Below are 24,137 nucleotides of genomic sequence, written 5' to 3'. Positions count from 1 at the left end.
TTCCTTCAAGGCGCAAGTCCGAACAGCCAAGCTCACTAGCAGCGATACGCCGCCGGCCGAACGGCTAGGCGTAAATAAGGACTCCTAGGGTGGAATGCTTTTGCATGCCGGAAGATGGCCTCAGCCATGCTTCAGCCTGATTCCAAACTTTGGAGCTTAATCACCGATAAGAAAATATTTTTGCTTCCCTATAGAATTTATTTGGCAACCTTCTTGTCTTAGACTACTATATGTGTAAAGGATAGCCTTGGCGAGCGGAAGTCCTCTGCTTGCCCCCATCAGGTCTTGATTTATGTGCCATTAGTTAAGATTTTGATGATATTACCAATAAATGGCACAGTTTTTGACCTCAGGAATATCTATAGTGAATATTTATGTTGGAAATCTCTCCTATCAAGTAACGGACGAAGACCTAAGAGCAGCATTTGAGAACTACGGTGAGGTTTCCTCAGCTAAGGTGATCGTAGACAAGTTTTCGAACCGCTCCAAAGGATTTGGCTTTGTTGAAATGGTTAGGCAAGAAGATGCCGAAACAGCCATAAAAGAGATGAATGACTCTGATCTCCAAGGACGGCAAATCATAGTCAACCAGGCCCGCCCCCGCAATGAAGGTTTTCGCCGCAACGAAGGTTTTGGTGACCGTCAAAGACGCTTCTAACTAGCAGTTTTATTTAGCTATTTAGAAACAGACCGCCCGCTGCAACCACAGCGGGCGGTTTTTTATGCACGCTTTCATCAGAGCATATCCCTTGCCATCCCTATGGCAATGGGTCACAATCACGCTCAGACAGACAAGAAGATTACTTAGTTTTTTGTGATTTTTAACCACTCTGTATTATCTAATGACTACCCGGCAAAGATAGCGCTAGCGCTGTCTTCAAACTGTCCCATGGTCACCTGAAACCCATCTGCAGAACGCTCTCATGGCACGACGATTCACGGTCAAAGATTTTTTTCTTTTTCTGTTTTTGAGCCTGCTGTTCATTCTTATCCTGCTTGCCATGTACATGGTCGATCGGCAATGGCTTAAGCTTGCCGAAATGGAGCGAACCCTGACCGAGCAGGCCCAGGATTTGCGCGGGCTGCGCGATTTGATACGTAGCACCGGCAGCGGCGGCCTCACTCTCGCCCCTACCGAAAGCGGTGGTACGGCCGATATCCCGCCGGCATTCCGTCGCGCCTATACCGCCACCCAGCAGTCTGACTATCGCCCTGGCGACTGGCTCGTACAGGCCTTCGGCACAGGACTGAAAACCTTGACCCCCCTGGTTTCCACCGACGCCTATGCCGCCGAGGTCCAGGGCTATGTGCTGGAAACATTGCTCACACGCAACCCAGAAACCCTGGAATGGCAAGGCCTGCTGGCCCGGGATTGGGAAGTCAGCGAAGATGGGCTGACTTTCCGTTTCCGCTTACGGAAAGGTATCACCTTTTCCGATGGTGAACCCCTCACCGCCGAGGACGTGGCTTTCTCCTTCGCTTTTATCATGAATCCGGCCATTGCCGCGCCGCGGGAGCGAGCTTATTATGAAAAGATTGAGCAGGTCACTGCCCTCGGCCCCTATCAGGTGGAATTTAAATTCAAGGAACCCTATTTTAACAGTCTGGCCCTGGCAGGGGGCCTGACCATACTGCCCCAACATTTTTATGGACCTTACCTGCAACAACCGGAAAGCTTTAACCAATCCAAGGGGTTGCTGCTGGGATCAGGCCCCTACCGCCTTCAGGACCCCAAGGGCTGGACTCCGGACCAGGGCCTGGTGGAACTGGAGCGCAACCCCCGTTACTGGGGGCCGATACAACCCTCTTTCGATAAACTGCTATGGAAGGTCATCGCCAATGACAGCGCCCGCCTGACCACCTTCCGCAATGGCGACATTGATATCTACGGCGCCCGTCCCCTGGAGTATCATCGGTTGCTGGAAGATCAGGCCCTTGGGGAGCGTACTCAACACTTTGAGTATATGAGCCCCACGGCCGGCTACAGTTACGTGGCGTGGAATCAGGAACGTGATGGTAAACCCACCCGTTTTGCCGACAAGCGGGTACGTCAAGCCATGACTTTTCTCACCGACCGCGCCAGCATTATCGAGCAAATCATGCTAGGCTACGCTGAGCCGGCGGTCAGTCCCTTCAGCCCTCGCAGTCCTCAGCACGACCCCACCTTGACTCCCCGGCCTTTCGATTTGGCCAAAGCCAAGGCACTGTTGGCGCAAGCAGGCTACGCGGATCGGGACGGGGATGGAGTCTTAGAGGATGCCAACCACCAACCCTTCCGCTTTGAACTGGTGTTTTTCCAGGATGCCGATGACACCCAGCGCCTGGTGCTATTCCTCAAGGATCTATACGCCCGCGCCGGAATCCTGCTAGAGCCTAAGCCCACGGAATGGTCGGTTATGTTGGATCGGATTAACAAAAAGAACTTCGATGCCATTGCCCTGGGCTGGACCAGTGGGGTCGAGATCGATATCTATCAGATGTTCCATAGCAGCCAAACCATCCCAGGCGGCGATAATTTCATTGCTTACCGTAATCCAGAACTCGATGCTCTGATCGAGGAAGCCCGGGCGACGGTGGATGAAAACAAGCGCATGCCCCTGTGGCAAGCCTGTGAGCACATCTTATATGAAGACCAGCCCTATACTTTTCTGATGCGGCGGGAATCACTATTGTTTGTGGATCAGCGCATGCGCAACTTGGAAATCACTCGCCTGGGCTTGAATTTAGGCGTGACCCCGGTGGAGTGGTACGTCCCGGAACCTGAGCAGAAATACACCTATTAATTCAAGGCACCCGTCGCGATGTCTACTTATGTCATCCGCCGCCTGCTCTTGATGATCCCCACCCTGCTGGGGATCACTTTAGTGGTATTTACTGTCATGGCGGCTTCCCCCGGTGGCATCAGCGCCCAAAGCCTCATCGAGGGCCAGAACCTAGAGCCCCAGGCCAAGAAGGCATTGGAAGATTATTACAATCAACTTTACGGCCTGGACTCGCCACCGGCCGTCCAGTATCTGCGGTGGCTGAACAATGTCTCTCCGGTGGGGTTCACCTTTGATGAGGAACGTCACATTAGCGGCTTTTCCTTCTGGAAAGGCTCCGATTTAGGTACCAGCTTCCGCTACGGCCGCCCGGTACTGGACCTGCTGGAAGAGCGGGTCCCCCTCACCTTGCTGCTCAATGCCCTTTCCCTGCCCCTTATCTATACTTTGGCGATTGCCGTCGGGGTGCGCGCCGCCACCGAGCGGGGCAAGGTATTCGATGTGAGCTCGAGCGCCCTGATGTTAGGACTATGGTCAATCCCCACTATGTTGGCCGGCGTCCTGTTGATTGGCTTTTTTGCCAGCGATCAATATTGGCACTGGTTTCCCACTGCTGGCCTCAACACTCGCGAAGCCCTGGATATGCCCTTCCTGCCCCACTGGGGCTCCCTACAGGAAGTGGCCCTCCTGTTCGGCACCGGTGCGGTAGGCACTATCATGGGAATAGGATTGGCCCTGAAAGTCCCCCGTCTACTCCGAGTCGGCTTGCTGGCCGGGTTAGGCTTGAGTCTAGGTCTCTGGATGGGGGCTAACTTACCTGGCCCCCATCTGGGGGTAACGGTCCTCCTTAGCCTGCTCCTCATCGTGGCCGTCGGGGGACTAGGCTATACAGATTACACCGGCTTACGGGTAAGTCTGCTGGGGTTGTTGGGCGCAGGGCTGGGCCTAGCTGTGGGCACCCACTGGGGAGGCGGGGAGTTTGTCCGCGGCTTTCTGCTGGACCGGCTCTGGCACCTGGTGCTGCCTGTCCTCTGCCTGACCTATAGTGGTTTTGCCTTCCTCTCCAAGCTTACCCGCACTGCTGTGCTAGAAAACCTTATGGCTGACTATGCCCGCACCGCCCAGGCAAAAGGCTTGGCCGAAAAGGTAGTCCTTTGGAAGCACGTATTCCGAAATAGCCTCTTGCCCCTGATCACGGTCTCGGCGACTCTCCTTCCTGGCCTATTGGCCGGTTCGGTCATCGTGGAATCCATCTTTTCCATTGAGGGGATGGGCAAGCTGGCGGTGGAAGCGGTACAGACTCGAGACCGGGAATTGGTACTCTCGATTACCCTCATCAGCGGCCTATTGACTCTGGTCGGCTATCTTATCGCCGACCTTTGTTATGCGATCGCTGATCCCCGCGTGAGTTATGACTGAACCATGATCCGCACATTGTCACCACCACGGCGGGGCCGCAGCTATGCTGTCCAAGTAGCACGGGAGGTGCTGACCCAATGGGGCGCACGACTGGGGTTGGCTTGGATTGGGTTGTTGGTCTTTCTGGCCGTGTTCGCTCCTTTCTTGGCCAACAGCCACCCCTTGTTGCTTAGCCAAGACGGTCAGCTCGACAGCCCTCTGGTGCGTTATCTCACTCCCGCCGATGTCACTTTGTTAGCCCTATTTTTCACCGGCCTGCTTCTGGCCCTGAGCCGGGCTTCGCTCCGAACCTGGCTGGGGGGACTAGGGAGCGTGTTGCTCCTGGCCGGGACCCTTAGCGCCGCGTGGGTACAGCCGCCAGCCCTGGCTATCTATGAGCAGTACCGGCAGCAGGAAGCGGCTGGAGAATACGATTGGGTGGTGTACGCCCCCATCCCCTATTCCCCCAAGGACTATCAACGGGATCGGGGCGAGACCGGGCTACAACCGCCCCTGGCTTCCCCTAAAAAGGATCACTGGTTTGGCACCGAGGAAAACGGCGCTGATGTTCTGGCGCGGATGGTCCATGCTTCGCGGATCGCCCTCGGGATTGGCTTTATCGCCACCGGCATTGCCCTGGCCCTAGGGATCCTCATTGGCGGCTTGATGGGCTATTTTTCCGGGGCGGTGGATATCATCGGCATGCGCCTGGTGGAAATCTTTGAGGCGGTGCCCACCCTGTTCCTGTTGCTCACCTTTGTGGCTTTCTTCGAGCGTAGCCTGTACCTACTCATGGTGATCATTGGCATCACCAGTTGGTCAGGTTATGCCCGCTACGTGCGGGCCGAGTTCTTGCGCCTACGGCAGCAGGACTTTGTCCAGGCCGCCCTGGCCTGTGGACTGCCCCTACATTCCATCCTCTTTCGGCACATGCTGCCTAACGGTATCGGCCCCATTTTGGTGGCCGCCAGCTTCGGCGTAGCCTCCGCCATTCTTGCGGAGGCCGTGCTGAGCTTTCTGGGTCTAGGCCTGGTGGATGATCCCTCCTGGGGCCAAATGCTCAACCAAGCGGTGAGATCCTCCACCTTCAACTGGTGGATGGCGGCCTTCCCCGGTGGGGCCATTTTTCTCACCGTGTTTGCCTACAACCTGGTGGGTGAAGCCCTCCGTGATGCCATCGATCCCTACCTAAAAAAATCCTTAAGATAGAATTTCAGAACTGACTGAGAACCGTGCTACTCCAAGTCGAAAATCTGAAGACTTACCTCCAAGCCGGCGGCGAAACCGTCAAGGCAGTGGATGGAATAAGCTTTGCCATCGGAGGGGGGGAAACCTTCTGTTTGGTAGGCGAGTCGGGTAGCGGCAAATCGGTCACCGCCCTGTCGGTGATCCAGTTACTGCCCCGAGACATCAGCAGCCATCCCCAAGGACGCATTTTGTTTGACTGGCGCCAAGATCACCGCCATGAACAAGTGGACCTGTTGCGCCTGCCAGAAGCCCGCCGGCAGGAAATCCGCGGTGCCCGCATCGCCATGATTTTCCAGGAACCCATGACCTCCCTCAATCCCGTATTCACCGTTGGCGAGCAGATCATGGAAACCCTGCAGCTCCACTTCCCCGGCATGGATGAGAGTGAGGCCCGAGAGCGCACCGTGGCAGCCCTGGCCCAGGTACAAATTCCTGAGCCTGAACAACGGGTCGACGAGTACCCCCATCGGCTCTCCGGCGGCCAACGCCAGCGGATCATGATTGCCATGGCCATGGCCTGCGAACCGGATCTACTCATTGCCGATGAGCCGACCACGGCCCTAGATGTCACCGTTCAGGCCGAAATCCTGCGCTTGATGCGCGAGTTGCAGGCGCGACGGGGCATGAGCATACTCTTCATCACCCACGACTTCGGGGTAGTCTCCCAGATGGCCCACCGGTTGGCAGTAATGCGGCTAGGGCAAATCGTCGAATCCGGCACCCTAAACGAGATTCTGCACCGTCCGCAGCACGCCTATACCCGCCAGCTCCTGGCTGCCCTGCCCGAAAATCTCAAGCGCCAACGAACCGCAGCAAAGGGAGGCCCACCCCCCAAGACCGGCATCCAGCAGCCGCCACTGCTAGAGCTGCGCAACCTGGAGGTGCACTTCCCCATTCGCAAAGGGGTACTGCGGCAGGTGGCTGGCTATGTACGCGCCGTGGACGGGGTCGATATGGTTATTCCAGCAGGACAGATCCTAGCGTTGGTAGGCGAATCGGGCTGCGGCAAAACTACCCTGGGCCGAGCCATACTCCGCCTAGTAGAGCCTAGCGGTGGCCAAATCCATTACGCGGGCACCGATCTGACGACATTGAAGCATAGGGAATTGCGCCGCTACCGGCGAGAGCTGCAAATCATCTTTCAGGATCCCATGTCGTCGCTCAACCCGCGCCTTTCCATTGCCGCGACCCTGACCGAACCCATGGCGGTTCACGGCATCGGTCACTCCCGCGAGGAACGCCTTGAGCGGGCCAGGGCCGTGCTTGAGCGGGTCCAACTCGAGGCCGATTATCTGTGGCGCTACCCCCACGAATTCTCCGGCGGCCAACGCCAACGTATTGGGATTGCCCGAGCCCTGGTGCTGGAACCCCGCTTCCTGGTCTGCGACGAAATTACCAGCGCCCTGGACGTATCCGTACAAGCTGAAATCCTCCAGCTACTGCTAGATCTGCAACGGGAACATCATCTCACCTTGCTGTTTATCACCCATAACATTGGTGTGGTGGAATATCTCAGCAATGAGATCGCCGTCATGCATAATGGTCGCATCGTTGAACAGGGCCCCACAGACCACGTCTGCCGAGCCCCCACCCACCCCTATACTCAAAAACTGCTGGCGGCAGTGCCCCGAGTTCCCTTATAAAACTAGCGGGGGGGCTTAGGCCCCCCTCAAGGTGTTCCACAAACCCCTTTTTCCTCCCTGAAAAAAGGGTTTGTGGGGACTTCCCTGTCCCCTGGCTCCACGCCACCGGCTCGCTCCAGAAATACTGCAAAACTTTTACTAGCTACTTATCCTCCCCCGAGGTGCATTCGTGGTTCACAGCAAGCAGAGCACGGGAACTTTGCCACTGAGGCAAACGAGGAAGCATCATGCCGAGCATAAATGGGGCCCAGGGGCCTAACTCTGCCCGCCACCTAGATTGACTGCACGTTGAGCGAAACTTGGCAGAGGGTACCAAAGCACAAGGTCACAATTGAAACCGAATTGCTTTGACTGGGCGGTTGGAGTTTGATTATCAACATCAATAGGACAAAAAAATGGCCCGGTAGACTGACCAGGCCGTGTGCCAAGTGGAGAAGAACGCCACAATCTGCTGTGGCTTGCTGGCTTAAAAGTGCTAGAGGTTCAAACCATCTTTAATTGCTAATGATAATTATTAACATTAATAATTATTTTGTCAACTTTCTGGGCTTTCTATTGACAACATTAACTCCCTTCAGGTGCCGGAATTAAACCAACATCCTTATTTTTTTTGTTGCTTCATGACAAACTTCAGAGGCCGCTTTTTTCCATGAAACGGCACAATAATCCCTGAGAGAAAAAATATGATTTTTAAAATCAAAAGATTGAAATTTTAATTCTCCTCAAGTACCCACTTGGCACGGCACCTGCAATCTGTTAGGCGAGCACCGAGAAAATTTCGGTTCCCAATTCAAAATTGAATGACCAACTTAACTTAACGAGGAGAAAACACCATGAGCAAACTCATCATCACTGACCTAGCCGAGAACAAAACCCTAGACCGTGCCGCCATGACCTCCGTCCGCGGGGGAGTGCGCGCCTACCGCTCCCTCTCCTGGGGATCTATTGGCGACCAATTTTTAACCGTCAATCCGGCCCAGTCCATTGAACAGTTCCAGGGCATTGAAAATGCGGTGGGCAACAACGTGGCCAACTTTGGGTTCTCGGATCTCCGCAACACCAATACCCAGAACCAAAGCGCCCAGAACAATGTGAATGTAGGTGGGTTTATCCTCTAATTCCCCTTGATACCCCTTCCCTTCCTTCTCCCAGGGCGGGAGAAGGCGAGAATGAGGGGGAAAACCTCAAGGAAGGAAATAGACTACTTCACCACTTCACCAGCATCCACCGGGGGGAACATTCAGCCCCTATTGGTAAGAGGAAAGAAACATGGCATCGATTACTATTGCCGATTTACCCGAAAGCAAGACCTTGGATTCCCAGCAGATGACCACTCTGCGGGGCGGTAAAGCCCTCAGTCCTTCCGGCTTGAGCTTTGCCAACGTGGCCATTGATATTAATCTGAATCAACAAATTAATCAGTTTCAGTCCCTGGATATCAAAGCGGCCAATAATGTAGCCAACTTTGGCTTGTTTGCCCCCAACATCAGCCCTAAGCTGAACCAAAATGCCCAATTGGATACCAACCTTTTTACCTAACCTCCCCCACCGCTTAGCCCCCTCCGGGGGCTTTGCTTTTCTATGATGCTAACTTGCCGTTACCTACTTTCTTACGGGTTTTCTCCGCCACCCAACGCAATTGGTAGAGATCGGGGCGGCGATCCTTGCGATTGGTGACTGAGCCCTCGTATCGCAGCTGCATTAACTTGTCGAGATCCAGATCAGCAATCAACGCCATCTCGGTATTAGGAGTGCTTTCCGCGATGATGGCATCGTGTGGAAAAGCAAAATCCGAGGGCGAATAGATCGCCGACTGGGCATATTGAATATCGACATTCTCCACCTGGGGCAAATTGCCAACACTGCCGCCGATAGCCACATAGCATTCATTTTCAATGGCACGCGCCTGGGCGCATCGCTGTACCCGCAAAAAGCCATTCTTGGTATCGGTCCAAAAAGGCACAAAAAGAATTTCCATGCCTTCTTCCGCAAGTAGCCGTGACAACTCTGGAAATTCCACGTCATAGCAAATCAAAATACCAATGCGTCCCGCATCAGTATCGAATACCTGCAGGGTATTTCCCCCTTGAATCACCCAGTCACGGCGTTCATGGGGGGTGATATGGATCTTGGGCTGCATATCCACCGTGCCATCACGGCGACATAAGTAGGCATTGTTATAAAGCGTATCACCCTCCAGAACCGGAAGACTGCCAGCAATGAGATTGATATTATAGGTAACGGCGAAATGGGATAGAGCTTCCAAACTGGGCGCAGCATACTGGGCCAGGAACCGAATGGCACTAAATTGATCCTTCTGATCCCCCATGCCCATAAGGGGAGCATTGAAGAATTCCGGAAAAAGCACAAAATCGGCTTGGTAGTCCGCCATGGAGTCTACGAAAAACTCCACCTGATCCAACCAAGCTTGGAAAGAATCGGTCAACCGCATTTGCCATTGCACGATCCCGATCCGCACCACCGACTTGCGGATCTCCTCCGCCGCTAATCCCTCGGGCTCATAAAGAATATTATTCCATTCCAGCAACGTAGCAAAACCGCAGGATTTCTCGTCCTCGGGCAAGTAGTTCTTCATCAACCGCTTGACTTCAAAGTCATTGGCAAGCTGAAAACTTAAGATGGGATCGTGAACCTCCTTCCGACGTACCGCCTCGATATATTCCGTAGCGGTCAGTTTTCCTGCGTAGCGATGGTAGTTGATGATACGCCCACCCGCCAAAATCGCACGCAGATTTAAGTTTCGGCATAACTCTTTACGGGCATCGTAGAGTCGACGACCAAGTCGCAGCCCCCGGTGGTCAGGATCCACAAATACATCCATGCCGTAAAGGGCATCCCCTTTTGGATCATGGCGAATGCGCTCTCGCCGCCCAATTAAGTCCTGGTAGGTATGGGCCCGGCTGAAACGCTCATAACTACAGCGCACAGTCAAAGCGACAGCAATGACTCGGCCATTACCCTCGATGCAAATTTGGCCCTCAGGGAATTCTCTAAACAAAGCCAGGAGGGTTTTCCGGGGCCAGGCACCGCCAATGTCGGAATAGACCTTTTCCATCAGCTCCTCAAGCTGATCGAGATCATCCACTCCAAGATTACGCAACTTAAGATGGAGATCAGAGGAAATTTCAGCGCTCATGGGATTAGTAGCCAATAGTCAAGTGATTAAAGCCAGTAGGATGACAATCCAACGAATACGAAGCTATTAGAAATTTAGTTTTTTATAAGCCAACATTTTTCCTATTTTGTTCCCCAAAAACATTCATAAAAAATACCTGCTTTTAGAAAAAAGTTGATAGCCAGTCCCAACTCAAAAAGATAATCATTATCAAATCATAATGTTACAAACTCCATACTACTTTATCCACTCGTTTGGCACGGGAGATGCAATATATCGGGCAAGCACCGAAAAAAACTTTCAGTTCTAAATTTAAAGCTTAATAAACTACTTAACTAAGTTAACTAAGGAGAAAACACCATGAGCAAACTCCTTATTGCTGACCTGGCCGAGAGCAAAACCCTGGACCGCGCTGCCATGACCTCCGTCCGCGGCGAAGTACGCGCCTACCGCTCCCTCTCTTGGGGACCTATCGGGGATCGCTTCTTAGAGGTTAACCCGACTCAGGCAATTTCCCAATTCCAAGGCATTGAAAATACAGTAGGCAATAACGTGGCTAACTTTGGCTTCTCGGATCTCCATAATACCAATACTCAAAACCAGCATGCCCAGAACAATGTCAATGTCGGTCGGTTTATCGGCTAATTCCCTTTAGCGTACCCATCCTCACCTTCTTCCCTAGCGGAGAAGGTGAGGATGAGGGGGATAAACATTTCCTCACCCCACCAGCATAAACCTGGGCTTCAAACCCACTTTTTAACTCCAATCCCTCAAATGCCCCATATCATCTGCCAATTCCTACAGGACTTACGCAAAAGGCCTGGAGTCATCATAGCCGGGAAGGCGAATATCCAGGCTGAGCTTTATAACACTGGCGAACTCCTACTTCATACCCCTGAAAAACTCGTCTATTATTTTTAATAATAATAATGAATTTATTTTTTGACTTTTCCTACCAAAAAAGGGGCCAATTGCGAGTATCACATCAAAGCGGAGAATTAATTCCATGTTTTTGGGTCTTTTCGAGTTATCTTTTTGGGGTTACCTCGCGGTCATCCTGCTGTTCACTCATATCACGATAGTAGGCGTTACCATTTATCTTCATCGCCATCAAGCCCACCGGGCATTGGATCTTCATCCGGCACTCAGTCACTTCTTCCGTTTTTGGCTCTGGTTGACCACCGGGATAGTCACCAAGGAGTGGGCTGCGGTGCACCGCAAACACCACGCCAAATGTGAGACGGGGGAAGATCCCCATAGCCCGCAAATGATGGGCATTCATAAGGTGTTATGGCAGGGCGCTTCCCTTTACCGGGTTGCAGCGAGAAACCCGGAGGTAACGGAAAAATATGGTCATGGAACCCCTGATGATTGGATAGAACGCAATTTATATAGTAGGTACAGTAACCGCGGTATTGTGCTCATGTTACTAATTGATTTGGGGCTGTTTGGAGTTCCTGGGTTGTTGATATGGGCTGTTCAGATGCATTGGATTCCCTTCTTTGCAGCGGGGGTGATTAACGGGCTTGGCCATTACTGGGGCTATCGCAATTATGAAGTGGCCGATGCCTCCACCAATCTTTTCCCCTGGGGCATTCTCATTGGCGGTGAGGAGCTGCATAACAACCATCACGCTTACGGCAGTTCGGCCAAGCTCTCCTCCAAGTGGTATGAGTTTGATATAGGGTGGATGTACATTCGGGTATTTCAGGCATTGAAATTGGCCCGGGTGAAAAAGGTCGCCCCCAAGCTGCTCATCAAGCCCGAGAAGCAGTGGGTGGATTTGGACACTGCCCGGGCGGTGGTGGCTCACCGCTTCCATCTGATGGCTTCCTATGGCCGGAAGGTGATGCTGCCGGTGCTGAAAGAGGAAGCGGCCCATTTTTCAGGCAACGAGCTGTATCAACGGGCCCAGAATTGGTTGATCCGCCATGAGGCTTTAGTGGATGCTAAAGCCCGGCAGGAATTGAACGCTCTCTTGGAAGAAAACCATCGATTGGAGACGGTGTATCAATTTCGCCAGCAGTTGCAAGAAATTTGGTCTAAGGCTTGGGCTAGCCAGGAGGCGTTATTACAAGCCCTGCAGGATTGGTGTAAGCGGGCCGAAGAGTCCGGCATCAAGGCCTTGCAGGATTTCGCCTTTACATTGCGGGGATATTCCCTCCAGTAACTGCTGGAGTCCCCTTATTCACTGGCTTGTTTGAAACAAATACTGATTCTGGGTTCTGATCAGCATCGATAGCCAAGCTAATAAAACCAATCATCATTTCCTCCCAGTTCTGATCGCCCCAGCGAACCTCCTGGGTAGGGTCGGGGTTATGTGGATTGCTCCAAGAGTTATCGAAGTACGCTGTACATTCGATGCGAGTCCCCTTGGGCAGGGTTAAAGGCTCTTCGAGCACATAGCTGAGTTGCCAATTAAAGTTGTATTTTGGCACCCGCAAGAGCAATTCAGATTTGCCATTTGGATAGACCGCGCGATATTCAAATGATTTTCCGCGAAGGTGCATATGAGGCATCATGTCGAGCAATATCGCTTTGGCACTCATGGTAAGGCTTGCCTCAACCCGGTGGTTGGAGGCGTTGGGGGGAATGACAAATTTACTGTTTAGCGCTGCTGTCGTGAACACCCTTTGACGAGGTGGGCCGTCTGAAAAAACGAGGCCTAATTGGGGTCTGTCAGTTCCAGCCGTCCCATTAGCCGTATAATGGAGCTCAAAGATAAAATCAGACCCGGCAGGAATTAGCCTTGCCTGACCCGCTTCCAACCGATTTGGAATTCCTCCGGGGGCATAACTCGCAAGGAGTTGGCGCCTTTCGAACTTGCCTTCGCCTTCTCGCCTACGCTCACGAATCTTAACGCTGGGAACAAAAAAATCCCCAACTGAATATTCCTCAAAATAACTGGAACCAGGAGGGCGCACCCAGGCGATCAAATGATGAACATGCTCACGCTTAGAAGGCTTCAGTTCAACCTTTGACACCCATTTATCCTCGGTAAACCCTGAAGGGACAATGACATAAGTGTATTCAATCACCCCTTTAGAGGGAATCCGGTAGGGCTTCGGAGGGCGAACAATCAGATCGGGCTTGCCGATCGACCAGCTATCGGCAAACTTGGCCGGAGGAGGAGCCGCGGCCAGATCTCCTTTCTTAGCTCCCGTATCCGCCCAGGCAACTAGAGTTCCGATTTCCTCTTGACTAAGAGAGCGATCATTGGAAAACTTTTTACCCACGCCTTTCTCGGCATACCAGGGCGGCATCTTCTTAAGCAACACGGCTTCCCTTATGGCCTTTGCCCAAGGAAGAACTTCCTTATAATTAAGGAGCGACATGGGCGTACCTTCACCAGGATGATGGCATCCTTGGCAATGGCTCTGAAGAATGGGGAGAGCGTCCTCATAAAACGTTACTTCTGCAGCATATGTTTTGGGTCCCACGGCTAGAAGCGCAGCCGCCGCAAATAATAGGATTCGCATGTTGCAACTCATCGAATGGGATTGGGAAACGTTATAAAAACGTTATAATATAAGCTGCTAGAATACAAGGACCAACATTGCCGCGCTTCTGTTCTTTTCATCTTCAATGCTATTTTTCCTCACTCTTGATGGGCAGGAACGACTTTCATCTGCACCGCTTTCGTGCCCATAGCAAAGAATTAAAGTACTTCCCAATATGGCAGGATCCACTACTTAGATGACTTCCATCCCCTCTCAAGTTTCCGCCTTCATAGTTGGCTTTGGCGATATCGGTCGCCGAGTCGCTGCTTTGTGGCAAGCTGATAGAGGCGAGGTGGCAGCGCTGCTCCGAACCCCTTGCGACCTAGCAAGCTATCACGCCATTCCTGGCGATCTGGATCATCCTGAAACTTTGCATGCTATACCCCGAAACAGGACCCTTCTATTCCACTTCGCCCCACCCCCCCTTTCTGGGCCTTCCGATACCCGAACCGCTCATCTGCTGGAAGCCTTGGAAAAGGTTCCACCCCGGCGTATCGTTTATATCTCCACCTCCGGCGTCTATGGCGACTGCGGAGGGGCCTGGGTCGATGAATCTTTTCCGGTCCATCCTGGCAACGATCGTTCCCGCCGTCGAGTTGATGCTGAGCGGCAACTAACGGCCTTTGCCCGCCGTCACACCCTCCCCCTTGTCATCCTGCGCGTGCCTGGTATCTACGGCCCCGGCCGCCTGCCCCTTGAGCGCTTGCGCCGGGGCGATCCGGTGGTCTGCCCGGACCAGGCCCCCTGGAGCAACCGCATCCATGCCGATGATCTAGCTGCCCTTGCCCTGCGCGCCGGTCAAGACGACACACCGGCCGGGATCTACAATGTCAGCGACGAGCAGCCTAGCAGTATGACCGATTACCTCTACCGCCTGGCTGATATCGCCGACCTACCCCGCCCGCCCTGTGTTAGTTTGGCCGAAGCGCAGCGAACCTTCTCCCCGAAGTTGCTGGAATATTTAAATGAATCCCGTCGCTTGGACAACCGGCGGATGAAAACGGTGCTAGGCATACGGCTCCACTATCCGACCTTGGAGGAAGGACTGCCCGCCGCCTTAAAGACTTCAATTTGACCGCCTTTTCCAAGGGGAATCACTAACAGAAAGAGAACTAGGCGGGGATCAGCCCCACTTCTTTGGTTAACCTGGATAATTCATGAGATCACCACAAAGGCACTAAGAGCACAAAGAAATCAATTGGTGGTGAAAAATTCAGGTTAATCCAGTATCGGCGCAAAATCCGCGTCGATTTGAATCAGATCAATTTGGTTCAAAAAATTCGAATAGGCCATCCATGCCGTCAGCGCATTCAGATCCACCAAGGGAGGTGGCAGATATTTCGGAGACTTGACTAACCCTGCCTCAGCCAACTGGGCAAGAGTGCCCATGTCTTCGATGGCGAGCTTACCGCAAAACAGTAACGGAATCCGATCCAACCGCCCGCGCCGCACTGCCAACCGGAAAAAGTTATACACCAGCACAAAGCCTTTGCTATAGGCCAAATCTTTGGTAAACGGGCCCTCTTCCGGCGTACTGCCCCGAAAAATTCGCACCGTGGCGGAATAAGCTTCCTCCGCCGACCGGCCTTCATCACGGAGCAGGGTAAAGATGTCCAGAAAGGTTGCTCCCTGTTCAGCCAGGTGAATTGCGCGAATACGGTCCGCGATACGCCGCAGGCGAGCGGGATGGGAATTGAAGGACACCACTTCGATAAACACCGCTAGCCCTTCCTGGGTGATGGTATCTGCGGGCGTGCCCTTGCTCAAAAAGGTACAGGTGGGCTGCAGACTCCCATTCAAGGTGGTGCCCACATGCACCCAGCCCTCATGGGCTTCCAAGGCCCGTAGATCCCGCTCACTGAAGCAGGTATTAGCGCGCAGTTTGATGTAATCCGATCCCGCGGCTGCATCGGCCACAATCCCGTCGCTCTCCATCACCCGCACCCGCGCCGCAGGGTCCGTAAACACCCGGTCCAGCCACTGCTGTAACAGCGTCACCGCCGCCCGGGTGGGGATGTCCTTAGGATTTTTTTCCAGAAATACCCCCTCACCGATATTGCGCAGGGATCCGTCCAGCAACATCCCCAAATCCGCTACCGTGGGGCCACCCACGTGAAAAACATCAATCGAACTCCCATACAACTCCCGGGCAATTTCGGCAAATGCAGGGGTACCCCGGGCCGCCAGCATATCCAGCACCCGCCGGTATTCACGGCACATACGACACATAATATTGCCTGCCGCCTCGGACTGCCCGAGCTTTGCCACCACATCTGCTTCGATTTCCCGAAAGGTTTTGCGCAGTGCGTTAATATCGTATTTGAGGGGATTACGGTCGTAATAAGCAGCATTCACTTCCGGCTGGCAACGGCCGCCGTGGGCAAAGAACGCCTGCTGAACACTATCGTCCCATTTGATCGCATCCAGAATCCGGATGGGGGCCTGAGCCGTGACGATCCGATCGGAGAGCTGGCGAATTATCTCACTGTGTTTTTCTTTGTTCACAAGTTTCAAGAAATCGGTAATAAATGTTTGATCTAGGTCATGCCACAGGAGCCGCCGTGAAATCAATATTTTGAGGTGCTATTATGTTATAAATAAACAGTATAATGTTTACAACATTTATAAGCTAAGTTGCTTTCCTACAGGTTTGTTAGCTGGCTAAAGGCGTTATCGTGCGCCCACGACAAGGATGCAAAGAGTAGGATAACGCTGTCATCTGCTATGTATGCTTACCTCTTCTCCATTCTCGTAACGGCGGCGGCAGTCGGAATCCGCTGGCTTCTCCATCCGTGGCTGGGTGATCACCTGGTCTTGGTTACCCTATTTGGAGCTGTGGCAGCCGCCGTCTGGTTTGGCGGCTACCGTCCTGCTCTCTTGGCCGTCATCCTCGGCTATCTGGCGTGCAATTATTTATTTATCGAACCGCGGGTCAGCTTTGGCTTTAACAATGAAACCCTCCCCGCGCTGATCGCTTACCTCGTATCCTGCACGTTCATTATCGGCTTTGGGGAGGCGATGCGGCGAACCCAAGCCCAGACCCAAGCACAGCAGGAGTTATTGCGGATCACGCTCACCAGCATCGGGGATGCGGTCATTACCACCGATACGGAAGGCCGCATCCTCTCCCTAAACACCGTGGCCGAATCCTTGACCGCCTGGACGCAGCATGAGGCGGCGGGACAACCGCTCAATACCGTATTTCGCATCATCAACGAACAGACTCGCCAACCGGTCGAAAGTCCCGCGATGCGGGCACTCCAAGAAGGCACCGTCGTCGGGCTGGCGAACCATACTCTCCTCATTGCCAAAGATGGCACCGAGCGAACCATTGACGACAGTGCCGCGCCGATCCGCGATGAGCATGGGCACCTCGCCGGATGCGTGCTAGTTTTTCGCGATGTCACGGAGAAGCGGCGGGCGGAGAAAGCTCAGGCGTTACTTGCTGCTATCGTTACCGCATCTGAGGATGCGATCATTAGTAAGACACTGGAGGGCATCATCCTTTCGTGGAACAGGGGGGCCGAGCGCCTTTTCGGATACACTGCTGCCGAGGCGGTGGGGCAATCGATCACCTTGATTATCCCGCCCGAGCGGCAAGAAGAGGAACGCTTGATTCTAGAGAAATTGCGGCGGGGCCAGCGGATTAAACACTTTGAAACCGTGCGTGTTTCCAAAGAGGGCCGACGCATTGACATTTCCCTAACCATCTCGCCCATCCTAGACGATACGGGGCGAATCATCGGCGCATCCAAAATTGCGCGCGATATCACCGGGCGCAAGCAGGCTGAAAAGGCGCTACGCGAGAGTGAGGAACGCTTCCGCACACTTAGTGAGAATATTCCCCAATTGGCGTGGATGACCCAACCCGACGGCTGGATTTTCTGGTACAACCAACGCTGGTTTGATTACACCGGCACCACGCTCGAACAGATGCAAGGCTGGGGCTGGCAGGCGGTGCATCATCCCAATCATGTTGCTCGTGTGACGGAGAAAATCAAGCGCGCCTTCGAAAGCGGCGAGCCTTGGGAAGACACCTTTCCCTTGCGGGGTAAGGATGGCCAGTACCGGTGGTTTCTCTCCCGTGCATTTCCCATTCGCGACGCGAGCGGCAATATCACGCGCTGGTTTGGCACCAACACCGACATTACTGATTTACTGCAAACACAGGAGGCGTTGCACCAGTCCCAGCAGCGGCTTGAGCTGGCCTTGCAAGCTTCGCAGGCAGGGATATGGGGCTGGACAGTATCAGAAAATCGGATTGATGGTTGGAATCCGCAATACCGGGAACTCTATGGCTTCACGCCCGATGAAACGATCAGCTTTAAGGCGTGGCTGGCGCGGGTGCACCCGGACGACCGCGAGCGGCTGTCCGCTCGTTTTCAACAGATGCTAACCACCCCTGACGATAATGTTTGGGATGAAGAGTTCCGCATTCTTCACCCGCAACGTGGTGAGCGATGGCTGGGGGGATTGGGCCGCTGTTTTCGCGATGAAAGGGGCCAAGTGCCGCGCATGGCCGGCGTGAATTTTGACATTACCGAACGTAAGCGGGCCGCGGAAGCCCTGCGGGATAATGAGCAGCGGCTCCGGTTGGCCCTGGAAGCGGGCCGCATGGGAACGTGGGAATGGCACATTCCGACGAACACAGTCACCTGGTCGGCTAGTCTTGAAGCCCTCCATGGGCGCACGCCGGGCACCTTCACGGGCACCTTCGACGCCTACCAGCAGGACATCCATCCCGATGACCGGGAGCAGGTCATAAACTCAATCACGGCAGCACTGGAGCAAGGCAAAGAGCACCATATCGAGTACCGCATCGTCTGGGCAGACGGCAGCGTGCACTGGGTCGAAGGGCGGGGCAAGTTATTCCAAGATGAGCAGGGCAAACCTCTGCGCATGATCGGCATATGCATGGATATCAGTGACCGGAAGCGTTACGAGCGAGAGCTCCAGGAAGCGGATCGTCGCAAGAACGAATTCCTGGCCACGCTCGCCCATGAGCTTCGCAACCCGTTGGCCCCGATCCGCAACGCTGTGCAAATTCTCTTAGTGAAGGACTCTCCCGACCCTGAGCTACAATGGGCCCGGAAAATAATCGACCAGCAGGCGCAGCAGATGGCGCGGCTATTGGATGATCTGCTCGACGTGTCCCGCATTGCCCATGACAAGCTGGAACTCCGCAAAGAGCGGATTGAACTAGCGACGGCGATTCACAACGCCGTTGAAATAAGCCGCCCGCTTATTGACAGCGGCGGACATGAACTCACCATCGTCCTACCCCCGAAGCCGGTTTACCTCAATGCAGACCCCGTGCGGTTGGCCCAAATTTTCTCGAACCTACTCAATAATGCTGCCAAGCACACGGAAGAGGGCAGTCATATTCAACTTATCAGCGAGCAGCAGGGGAGTGAGATAGTGATATCGGTGAAGGATGACGGCATTGGCATCGCCACCGAGGTATTACCGCGCATTTTTGACATTTTTTCCCAAGAAAAAAGAGTATTGGAACGCTCCCAGGGTGGCCTCGGAATCGGGCTGTCACTGGTGCGCGGGCTGGTTGAGTTACACGGCGGCAACGTTGAAGCGCGCAGTGAGGGGCCGGGCCAGGGAAGCGAGTTCATCGTGCGCTTGCCATTGCTCGTTCAGCCAGCGGTTGAGAGACCACAACCACAGAGCAAAGAAAGAAAACAAGCATACGTGACGAAGCGTCGCCTCTTGATTGTGGATGACTGCAAGGACAGCGCCGATAGCTTGGCAATGTTGCTGAAAATGATAGGGCACGAGGTGTACACGGCCTACGAGGGGGAGGAAGCCATCATGGCGGCGGCAAAACTCAAGCCCGAAGTGCTTCTGCTTGACATTGAGATGCCGAAGCTGAGCGGCTATGATACCTGTCGGCACATCCGACAACAATCTTGGGGCAAGAAAATGCTCCTTATCGCCATGACCGGCTGGGGCCAAGAAGATGACCGCCGCCGCACCAAGGAGGCTGGGTTCAATTACCATATGGTCAAACCGGTGAACCCTGATGCCCTCACGAAATTGCTTGCTTCTCTACCCCCGGAGGAGGGAGACCAGCTCATCGCCTAACCAGTGGGCTACCAACCTCCTTCATTTCCCTGCGGTCCTTAAGAAGGGTTGATACGATGCGCCGTCTCCCTTATGGGACATCCGCACTAAGCTAAAGAGAATCTATACCCAAGTAATCGTAATCCGGCGCGGACTCTAGGGTACCAACCACATTCTCTCCCCATACTTCAATGTAGCCACTGATAGGGTTGTCCGCGAAGACGCGGTTACCCATCACTATTCCCGATTCTTGTGCTGCAGCACCGAAGCGGATCCCTCGAGCGCCACCATAAATAGTATTATCGTAAACATGTGCTATCTTGACCGGCTTGCCCTCATGGGGCCTAACAAGGATCGCAGTTTGTTCCTCCCCTGCGCCAGCGAAAGTATTATCGTGGATGAGTATTCGCCCCGTCCCTTGAAATAAGGACTCTCGAGGATTGTGATAAAACAGATTACCGTAGATTTCATAGTGATCGTCAGAACCGGGACCTTCCTCCGGAAACCCACCCACTAGCAGATTTGGCCGATTGCCATCCGGACTCTTGCGATCATCCTTGATGAAGACATTGTGACGAATGAGGGTAGTGTGGGGTCCTAGTTCCAGCTCCTTCGGCGGCTGGTAAGAATTTTGGTGCTTGATCTGCATGCAGTATCCAAGCGGCTTAACCACAATATTATTCTCTACCCTTCCCGCTATAAACGGAGCATTCCCGTTAGAATTACCCAAATAAATCCCAGTTCCCGCCTCTATAATCGTGTTCCCTCGGATGGTCCAGTTGAATGCTGTCGACTTCGTATTGATACCTACTACCTGTTGATTAATGGGAAATCCTCGCAGAATATTATTCTCAATCAGAATATGGTGGGAGATAGACTGTTTTGCATTGATTGCATCCACAGGAAGCCCATTAACATTGACGGTGAGATTCTTAATGGCAACATAACTCGAACCATAGAGTTGAACCGTATTGTAGCCCGCTTCTCCTATAATCACCGCCGGCTCTCCTTGAGTAGGCCCGGTGATAGTGATCCATTCCTCGGGCGTTCCGTGAATGTTTCGAAGTGTCAGTCTACGGTATGTACCGGCCTCAAGTTTCAACACATCCCCTGGTTCAAGTTGACGGAGAAGCCTTTTGTAATTATCGGGCGTGGCCGGAATCACATCAGCTTGGACAACCGCGCAGAACATAGTCACCGCGATGGTGAATAGTAGTGTTCGAAAATTCATGGAAAGGTCCCCTTGAGAATTTAAAAATATGAGTTATTTTCGTCAGTTCTTGGGCATACTTTAATATATTTATAACTTTATATATACCCGCGGGTAAACCCGTGGTGTTCTGTCTTGCGACCGCATAAATTCTTAACATTGAACGCTTGCTTGTGCAAAACATAGGGTCAGTTCTCACATCACAACCCTATTTTCGATAGTGATAATGTGAGAACTGACCCCTATTTCATCATCTGCAAACCAGTCTTAGTAATCTGCAATAGTATTATAACTAGTCGGCTAGTTCTCAATTCATACTGACGGTTAATAGGCCTAGAAACAGGTAGTACATTTATAAATACCGTAAGTAAGAATATGAGCACTTTAACAAAGAGCACAATCTTAACAACCATCCTATTTACAACTTTACGTCTCCTTTTCCATAGGAACATACAGTATTTAATTTATAAAAATATTTTTATATTAAATATTGCATTAGTAATTCTAGGAGCACCTAAAACAACTAACGCGGTATTAATTTCTAGCGCAGAAACTGAAAGCAAAACCACAATAACTGCTCAGCTTATAGGGGGTGGACCTTATATAATTAGAAATAGTGATGGTAATCTCAACATAGAAAATGGCATTTATTTTCCACCCAATTCATCCCCCCTATTGAACGCAGGGACAGCCTCTTATACAAATGCCGTTAGCACTTATCCCGGTTATTCTAAGTCGGAGATAAATTTTGCAGATTCAGGGGAAATTATAAATTCACATTTTTCTTCTGGCAGGGTGTTTTTAAACCTAGATGCAAATATCTCAAACAATGTAAACTTCAATAATCCAGTTACAGTGGCAACTTTTCAAAGCGAACACCGTACAACTGCAGAAAGTTCTTCACTAAAACCATTATTTTCAAGATCTGCTACAATTAGTGAGGGTTTAGTCTCAAATTTTTTGATGCAAAATGCTTTCACTACGAATACTTTTCTGCCATTCAAATCTTTTAGCCCTTTCCTTAACCTAAATTGGGACATTGATAGATTAAAAATAAAATCAGAACCTACTTCTGCTCTCTCTTATATGCGAGACACTGTTGAAGTTGTACAGCAGTCTGGAGAACAAACAAAAACAACGACTATTGGATTTATCTCTTTTTTGGAAAACGGAAAAGAATCAACGATATATTTTGAAGACCCTACTTCTAAAATAATAGAGAACTGGTTCAATACAAATATTGACAGAGACGATAACCAATTAATATTAAAAAGAAATCCAGATAACCTCAGTGTTTCAGTTCCATTATTAGATGATTTTCTTTCCCCCCAACAAAACCTAATATTAAATTTAAAAAACACACATATTGAATTATCCTATGAAGCCCCTCCTAGAGCCGCACTTCAAGTGGGCCAATCAATAGGCCACAAAATTGTTGGCGAATCTGAAGAATTCCAAATGCATTGGGATAAAACAGAAAATATATTATATTTTGATAGATTACCCATAAACATAACAAAGAAATATAAAAAGGATCCATTAAATGGAGGTTATATTGAGATAGATCCTTTAATTCATTTTGCGAGTTTAGATGGACGTGAATATTTTTCAGGTACAGAAATAAGGCTTGTAGATAGGATGGGGAATGTGCTTTATAGGGCTAGTTTGCCGACATTAGTTTTCGAAGATGAGATATTCCAATCTCAAGGCTTTAATATGTTCGCGCCAATTCTAAATATATCAGAAGCTAATCTAAATCTTTCCTCTTGGCTTCAAGATTATTTTAAAGAAATCACTTTTGATTCTATGCTTTTACCAGAATTGTTCTTAGGTTTTGATCAAACAAAAATAGGTTCCGATATTTGGAATCAGAATTTTAATACGCCAGTAAGTGCAATACTCTCGTTCAGCGGACCAGAACCATCAACGGTTCCCGAGCCTACTACCTTACTGCTATTTAGCTTAGGGTTTATATATTTGATCTTTATGGAAATGAGAATGTTATTCACAGACACTCCTAAAAACATCCCAAAAAGGCTCGCATAAGCCCTGCTAACTTTTTATACGCTCGCAATATAGAACACCACGGGCTTTACCTGCGGATAAGTGAGTCCGGCGGCGGTATGTTGTGGACTTATGGAGGTCATGACCACCGGGCACAGCGCTTATCGATTGTAATATCATGCGGTTTGGGTTTGTAAATACCGCCGCCGGATCCTGAAATCCGGCGTTGTGCTTATCTTCATAAGATTCTTCTCAAGCTATGTCGAGGTAGGCTCGGCATAGCGATAAGGATGATTGGTTTTGATCGGGATCACTTGCAGAGGGTGATGGTATACCACCGAGATAGACGATAACCGCTGTGATAGGGAGAATAAAAAATCAATGTTTATGCATTATTGCTTACATCTAAGCCTATAAGATGAATTAGGCTATAACCTGATACTAATTTGTAGCCTATAAATTAGAATAAAAAAGCCAAGGGTATTTGCGCACAGGCTTTCTTTATATGAAAACTACTGCTTGTAATGCAATTGGTATGGACTAGGCAAACAAAAAACAAAAGCGGGAAGGTTTCCCGCTTTTTGATATTAAATTTATATCTTATATTTCAGATGTGAGCACAAATAATTTCACCGTTAGCAAGCGGTTAAAACCTAAAATCGCAGGAATATACTAAATTATTTGGAGATGAAGATACGCTGCAGTCTGGATCTGAAGTATCTAATATAGTCGACATTCCTGATTTAAAATCAGCACAAGCCGACGCATTTTCAAACCTTGACAAAAGCCCATCACGAATATTGGAGGGCATATTAGAACTCATCTCAAGAATCATGGAATCTTCTTCTTCAGAATCTCCAGATGAACTTTCTGAAGAACTACTCGAACAAGAGCTTGAATCACTACCAGAAGAATCACATAAAGATTGATTTGGAGAACCAAATCTACCAATAGAATTTATGTTGCACATAAAAATGACTGTTGCAGTCTCTGAGTTTTGAAATTTATTCCCCCCAGAGAGTGTAATTTGAGCTAATAGTTTATTCGATAAAAGAACACCAGCACTGGTTGCACATATTATAAGAAGCCATTTTTTTATACTCATATTAAACCTCTTTCTAGTAAAAAATTAAGATATCCGCCTATTAGAATATCCGCCTCCTA

17 protein-coding genes are annotated in these 24,137 nt (G+C 51.2%); 12 read left to right on the top strand and 5 right to left on the bottom strand.

Annotation, left to right across the window (positions count from 1 at the left end; translation table 11 throughout):
- Window positions 1-364 precede the first annotated feature (364 nt).
- The 7 genes from E3U44_RS05175 (at window position 365) to E3U44_RS05145 (ending at window position 8,590) form a co-directional block, all read left to right on the top strand.
- The gene (locus E3U44_RS05175) at window positions 365-658 is read left to right on the top strand and encodes an RNA recognition motif domain-containing protein (protein ID WP_134356981.1); all 294 of its coding nucleotides are present in this window, start codon (window positions 365-367) and stop codon (window positions 656-658) included.
- A gap of 265 nt (window positions 659-923) precedes the next feature.
- Complete coding sequence (locus E3U44_RS05170; protein WP_134356980.1) at window positions 924-2,783, top strand: peptide-binding protein; 1,860 nt, start codon at window positions 924-926, stop codon at window positions 2,781-2,783.
- A gap of 18 nt (window positions 2,784-2,801) precedes the next feature.
- On the top strand, window positions 2,802-4,181 hold the full coding sequence (locus E3U44_RS05165) for an ABC transporter permease (RefSeq protein ID WP_134356979.1): 1,380 nt from the start codon (window positions 2,802-2,804) through the stop codon (window positions 4,179-4,181).
- 3 nt (window positions 4,182-4,184) lie between these two features.
- Complete coding sequence (locus tag E3U44_RS05160; protein ID WP_134356978.1) at window positions 4,185-5,369, top strand: ABC transporter permease; 1,185 nt, start codon at window positions 4,185-4,187, stop codon at window positions 5,367-5,369.
- A gap of 23 nt (window positions 5,370-5,392) precedes the next feature.
- The gene (locus E3U44_RS05155) at window positions 5,393-7,051 is read left to right on the top strand and encodes an ABC transporter ATP-binding protein (protein ID WP_134356977.1); all 1,659 of its coding nucleotides are present in this window, start codon (window positions 5,393-5,395) and stop codon (window positions 7,049-7,051) included.
- An 833-nt stretch (window positions 7,052-7,884) separates the two neighbouring features.
- Window positions 7,885-8,169 (top strand): hypothetical protein, encoded by a 285-nt coding sequence (locus E3U44_RS05150; RefSeq protein WP_134356976.1) that lies wholly within the window; start codon window positions 7,885-7,887, stop codon window positions 8,167-8,169.
- A gap of 151 nt (window positions 8,170-8,320) precedes the next feature.
- A complete protein-coding gene (locus E3U44_RS05145; RefSeq protein WP_134356975.1) occupies window positions 8,321-8,590 on the top strand; it encodes a hypothetical protein in 270 nt (89 codons plus the stop codon).
- A gap of 40 nt (window positions 8,591-8,630) precedes the next feature.
- Here the strand turns inward: E3U44_RS05145 and E3U44_RS05140 are convergent, their stop codons facing one another.
- Entirely contained in the window at window positions 8,631-10,208 is a 1,578-nt protein-coding gene (locus E3U44_RS05140; RefSeq protein ID WP_134356974.1) for a bifunctional GNAT family N-acetyltransferase/carbon-nitrogen hydrolase family protein, read from the bottom strand.
- Window positions 10,209-10,547: 339 nt separating this feature from the next.
- Here E3U44_RS05140 and E3U44_RS05135 point away from each other — a divergent pair, with 339 nt between their 5' ends.
- Together E3U44_RS05135 and E3U44_RS05130 are read left to right on the top strand one after the other, a co-directional pair.
- Complete coding sequence (locus E3U44_RS05135; RefSeq protein ID WP_134356973.1) at window positions 10,548-10,832, top strand: hypothetical protein; 285 nt, start codon at window positions 10,548-10,550, stop codon at window positions 10,830-10,832.
- Window positions 10,833-11,193: 361 nt separating this feature from the next.
- A complete protein-coding gene (locus E3U44_RS05130) occupies window positions 11,194-12,357 on the top strand; it encodes a DesA family fatty acid desaturase (protein WP_134356972.1) in 1,164 nt (387 codons plus the stop codon).
- On the opposite strand, the gene E3U44_RS05125 is transcribed toward E3U44_RS05130, so the two are convergent.
- A complete protein-coding gene (locus E3U44_RS05125; RefSeq protein ID WP_166804997.1) occupies window positions 12,329-13,666 on the bottom strand; it encodes a thiol-disulfide isomerase in 1,338 nt (445 codons plus the stop codon). The genes E3U44_RS05130 and E3U44_RS05125 overlap by 29 nt on opposite strands.
- 217 nt (window positions 13,667-13,883) lie before the next feature.
- Between E3U44_RS05125 and E3U44_RS05120 the strand changes: the two genes are divergently transcribed.
- Window positions 13,884-14,762: an SDR family oxidoreductase gene (locus E3U44_RS05120; RefSeq protein WP_134356970.1), complete on the top strand. Its 879-nt coding sequence runs from the start codon at window positions 13,884-13,886 to the stop codon at window positions 14,760-14,762.
- A 143-nt stretch (window positions 14,763-14,905) separates the two neighbouring features.
- Here E3U44_RS05120 and E3U44_RS05115 read toward each other — a convergent pair whose 3' ends face one another.
- A complete protein-coding gene (locus tag E3U44_RS05115) occupies window positions 14,906-16,192 on the bottom strand; it encodes a flavohemoglobin expression-modulating QEGLA motif protein (protein WP_134356969.1) in 1,287 nt (428 codons plus the stop codon).
- A 219-nt stretch (window positions 16,193-16,411) separates the two neighbouring features.
- On the opposite strand from E3U44_RS05115, the gene E3U44_RS05110 reads away from it, so the two are divergent.
- Window positions 16,412-19,780 (top strand): hybrid sensor histidine kinase/response regulator, encoded by a 3,369-nt coding sequence (locus E3U44_RS05110; protein WP_134356968.1) that lies wholly within the window; start codon window positions 16,412-16,414, stop codon window positions 19,778-19,780.
- Between the two features lie 91 nt (window positions 19,781-19,871).
- On the opposite strand, the gene E3U44_RS05105 is transcribed toward E3U44_RS05110, so the two are convergent.
- Window positions 19,872-20,990 carry a hypothetical protein gene (locus E3U44_RS05105; RefSeq protein ID WP_134356967.1) on the bottom strand — a complete coding sequence of 373 codons (1,119 nt, stop codon included), beginning with the start codon at window positions 20,988-20,990 and terminating at the stop codon, window positions 19,872-19,874.
- A 354-nt stretch (window positions 20,991-21,344) separates the two neighbouring features.
- On the opposite strand from E3U44_RS05105, the gene E3U44_RS05100 reads away from it, so the two are divergent.
- Window positions 21,345-23,015: a hypothetical protein gene (locus tag E3U44_RS05100; RefSeq protein ID WP_134356966.1), complete on the top strand. Its 1,671-nt coding sequence runs from the start codon at window positions 21,345-21,347 to the stop codon at window positions 23,013-23,015.
- 604 nt (window positions 23,016-23,619) lie between these two features.
- Here E3U44_RS05100 and E3U44_RS05095 read toward each other — a convergent pair.
- Window positions 23,620-24,078, bottom strand: coding sequence for a hypothetical protein (locus E3U44_RS05095; protein WP_134356965.1), 459 nt, complete (start codon window positions 24,076-24,078; stop codon window positions 23,620-23,622).
- Window positions 24,079-24,137: the final 59 nt, after the last annotated feature.

It is taken from the genome of Nitrosococcus wardiae (genome assembly GCF_004421105.1).
Classification (GTDB): domain Bacteria; phylum Pseudomonadota; class Gammaproteobacteria; order Nitrosococcales; family Nitrosococcaceae; genus Nitrosococcus; species Nitrosococcus wardiae.
This window is presented reverse-complemented; position numbering and strand designations above follow the sequence as displayed.

What these genes read in the sequence shown, in the direction of transcription:
- E3U44_RS05170 (WP_134356980.1), top strand. Translation starts at nt 924, where the DNA reads ATGGCACGACGATTCACGGTCAAAGATTTTTTTCTTTTTCTGTTTTTG.
- E3U44_RS05165 (WP_134356979.1), top strand. Translation starts at nt 2,802, where the DNA reads ATGTCTACTTATGTCATCCGCCGCCTGCTCTTGATGATCCCCACCCTG.
- E3U44_RS05160 (WP_134356978.1), top strand. Translation starts at nt 4,185, where the DNA reads ATGATCCGCACATTGTCACCACCACGGCGGGGCCGCAGCTATGCTGTC.
- E3U44_RS05150 (WP_134356976.1), top strand. Translation starts at nt 7,885, where the DNA reads ATGAGCAAACTCATCATCACTGACCTAGCCGAGAACAAAACCCTAGAC.
- E3U44_RS05145 (WP_134356975.1), top strand. Translation starts at nt 8,321, where the DNA reads ATGGCATCGATTACTATTGCCGATTTACCCGAAAGCAAGACCTTGGAT.
- E3U44_RS05140 (WP_134356974.1), bottom strand. Translation starts at nt 10,208, where the DNA reads ATGAGCGCTGAAATTTCCTCTGATCTCCATCTTAAGTTGCGTAATCTT.
- E3U44_RS05135 (WP_134356973.1), top strand. Translation starts at nt 10,548, where the DNA reads ATGAGCAAACTCCTTATTGCTGACCTGGCCGAGAGCAAAACCCTGGAC.
- E3U44_RS05130 (WP_134356972.1), top strand. Translation starts at nt 11,194, where the DNA reads ATGTTTTTGGGTCTTTTCGAGTTATCTTTTTGGGGTTACCTCGCGGTC.
- E3U44_RS05125 (WP_166804997.1), bottom strand. Translation starts at nt 13,666, where the DNA reads ATGCGAATCCTATTATTTGCGGCGGCTGCGCTTCTAGCCGTGGGACCC.
- E3U44_RS05120 (WP_134356970.1), top strand. Translation starts at nt 13,884, where the DNA reads ATGACTTCCATCCCCTCTCAAGTTTCCGCCTTCATAGTTGGCTTTGGC.
- E3U44_RS05110 (WP_134356968.1), top strand. Translation starts at nt 16,412, where the DNA reads ATGTATGCTTACCTCTTCTCCATTCTCGTAACGGCGGCGGCAGTCGGA.
- E3U44_RS05105 (WP_134356967.1), bottom strand. Translation starts at nt 20,990, where the DNA reads ATGAATTTTCGAACACTACTATTCACCATCGCGGTGACTATGTTCTGC.
- E3U44_RS05100 (WP_134356966.1), top strand. Translation starts at nt 21,345, where the DNA reads ATGAGCACTTTAACAAAGAGCACAATCTTAACAACCATCCTATTTACA.
- E3U44_RS05095 (WP_134356965.1), bottom strand. Translation starts at nt 24,078, where the DNA reads ATGAGTATAAAAAAATGGCTTCTTATAATATGTGCAACCAGTGCTGGT.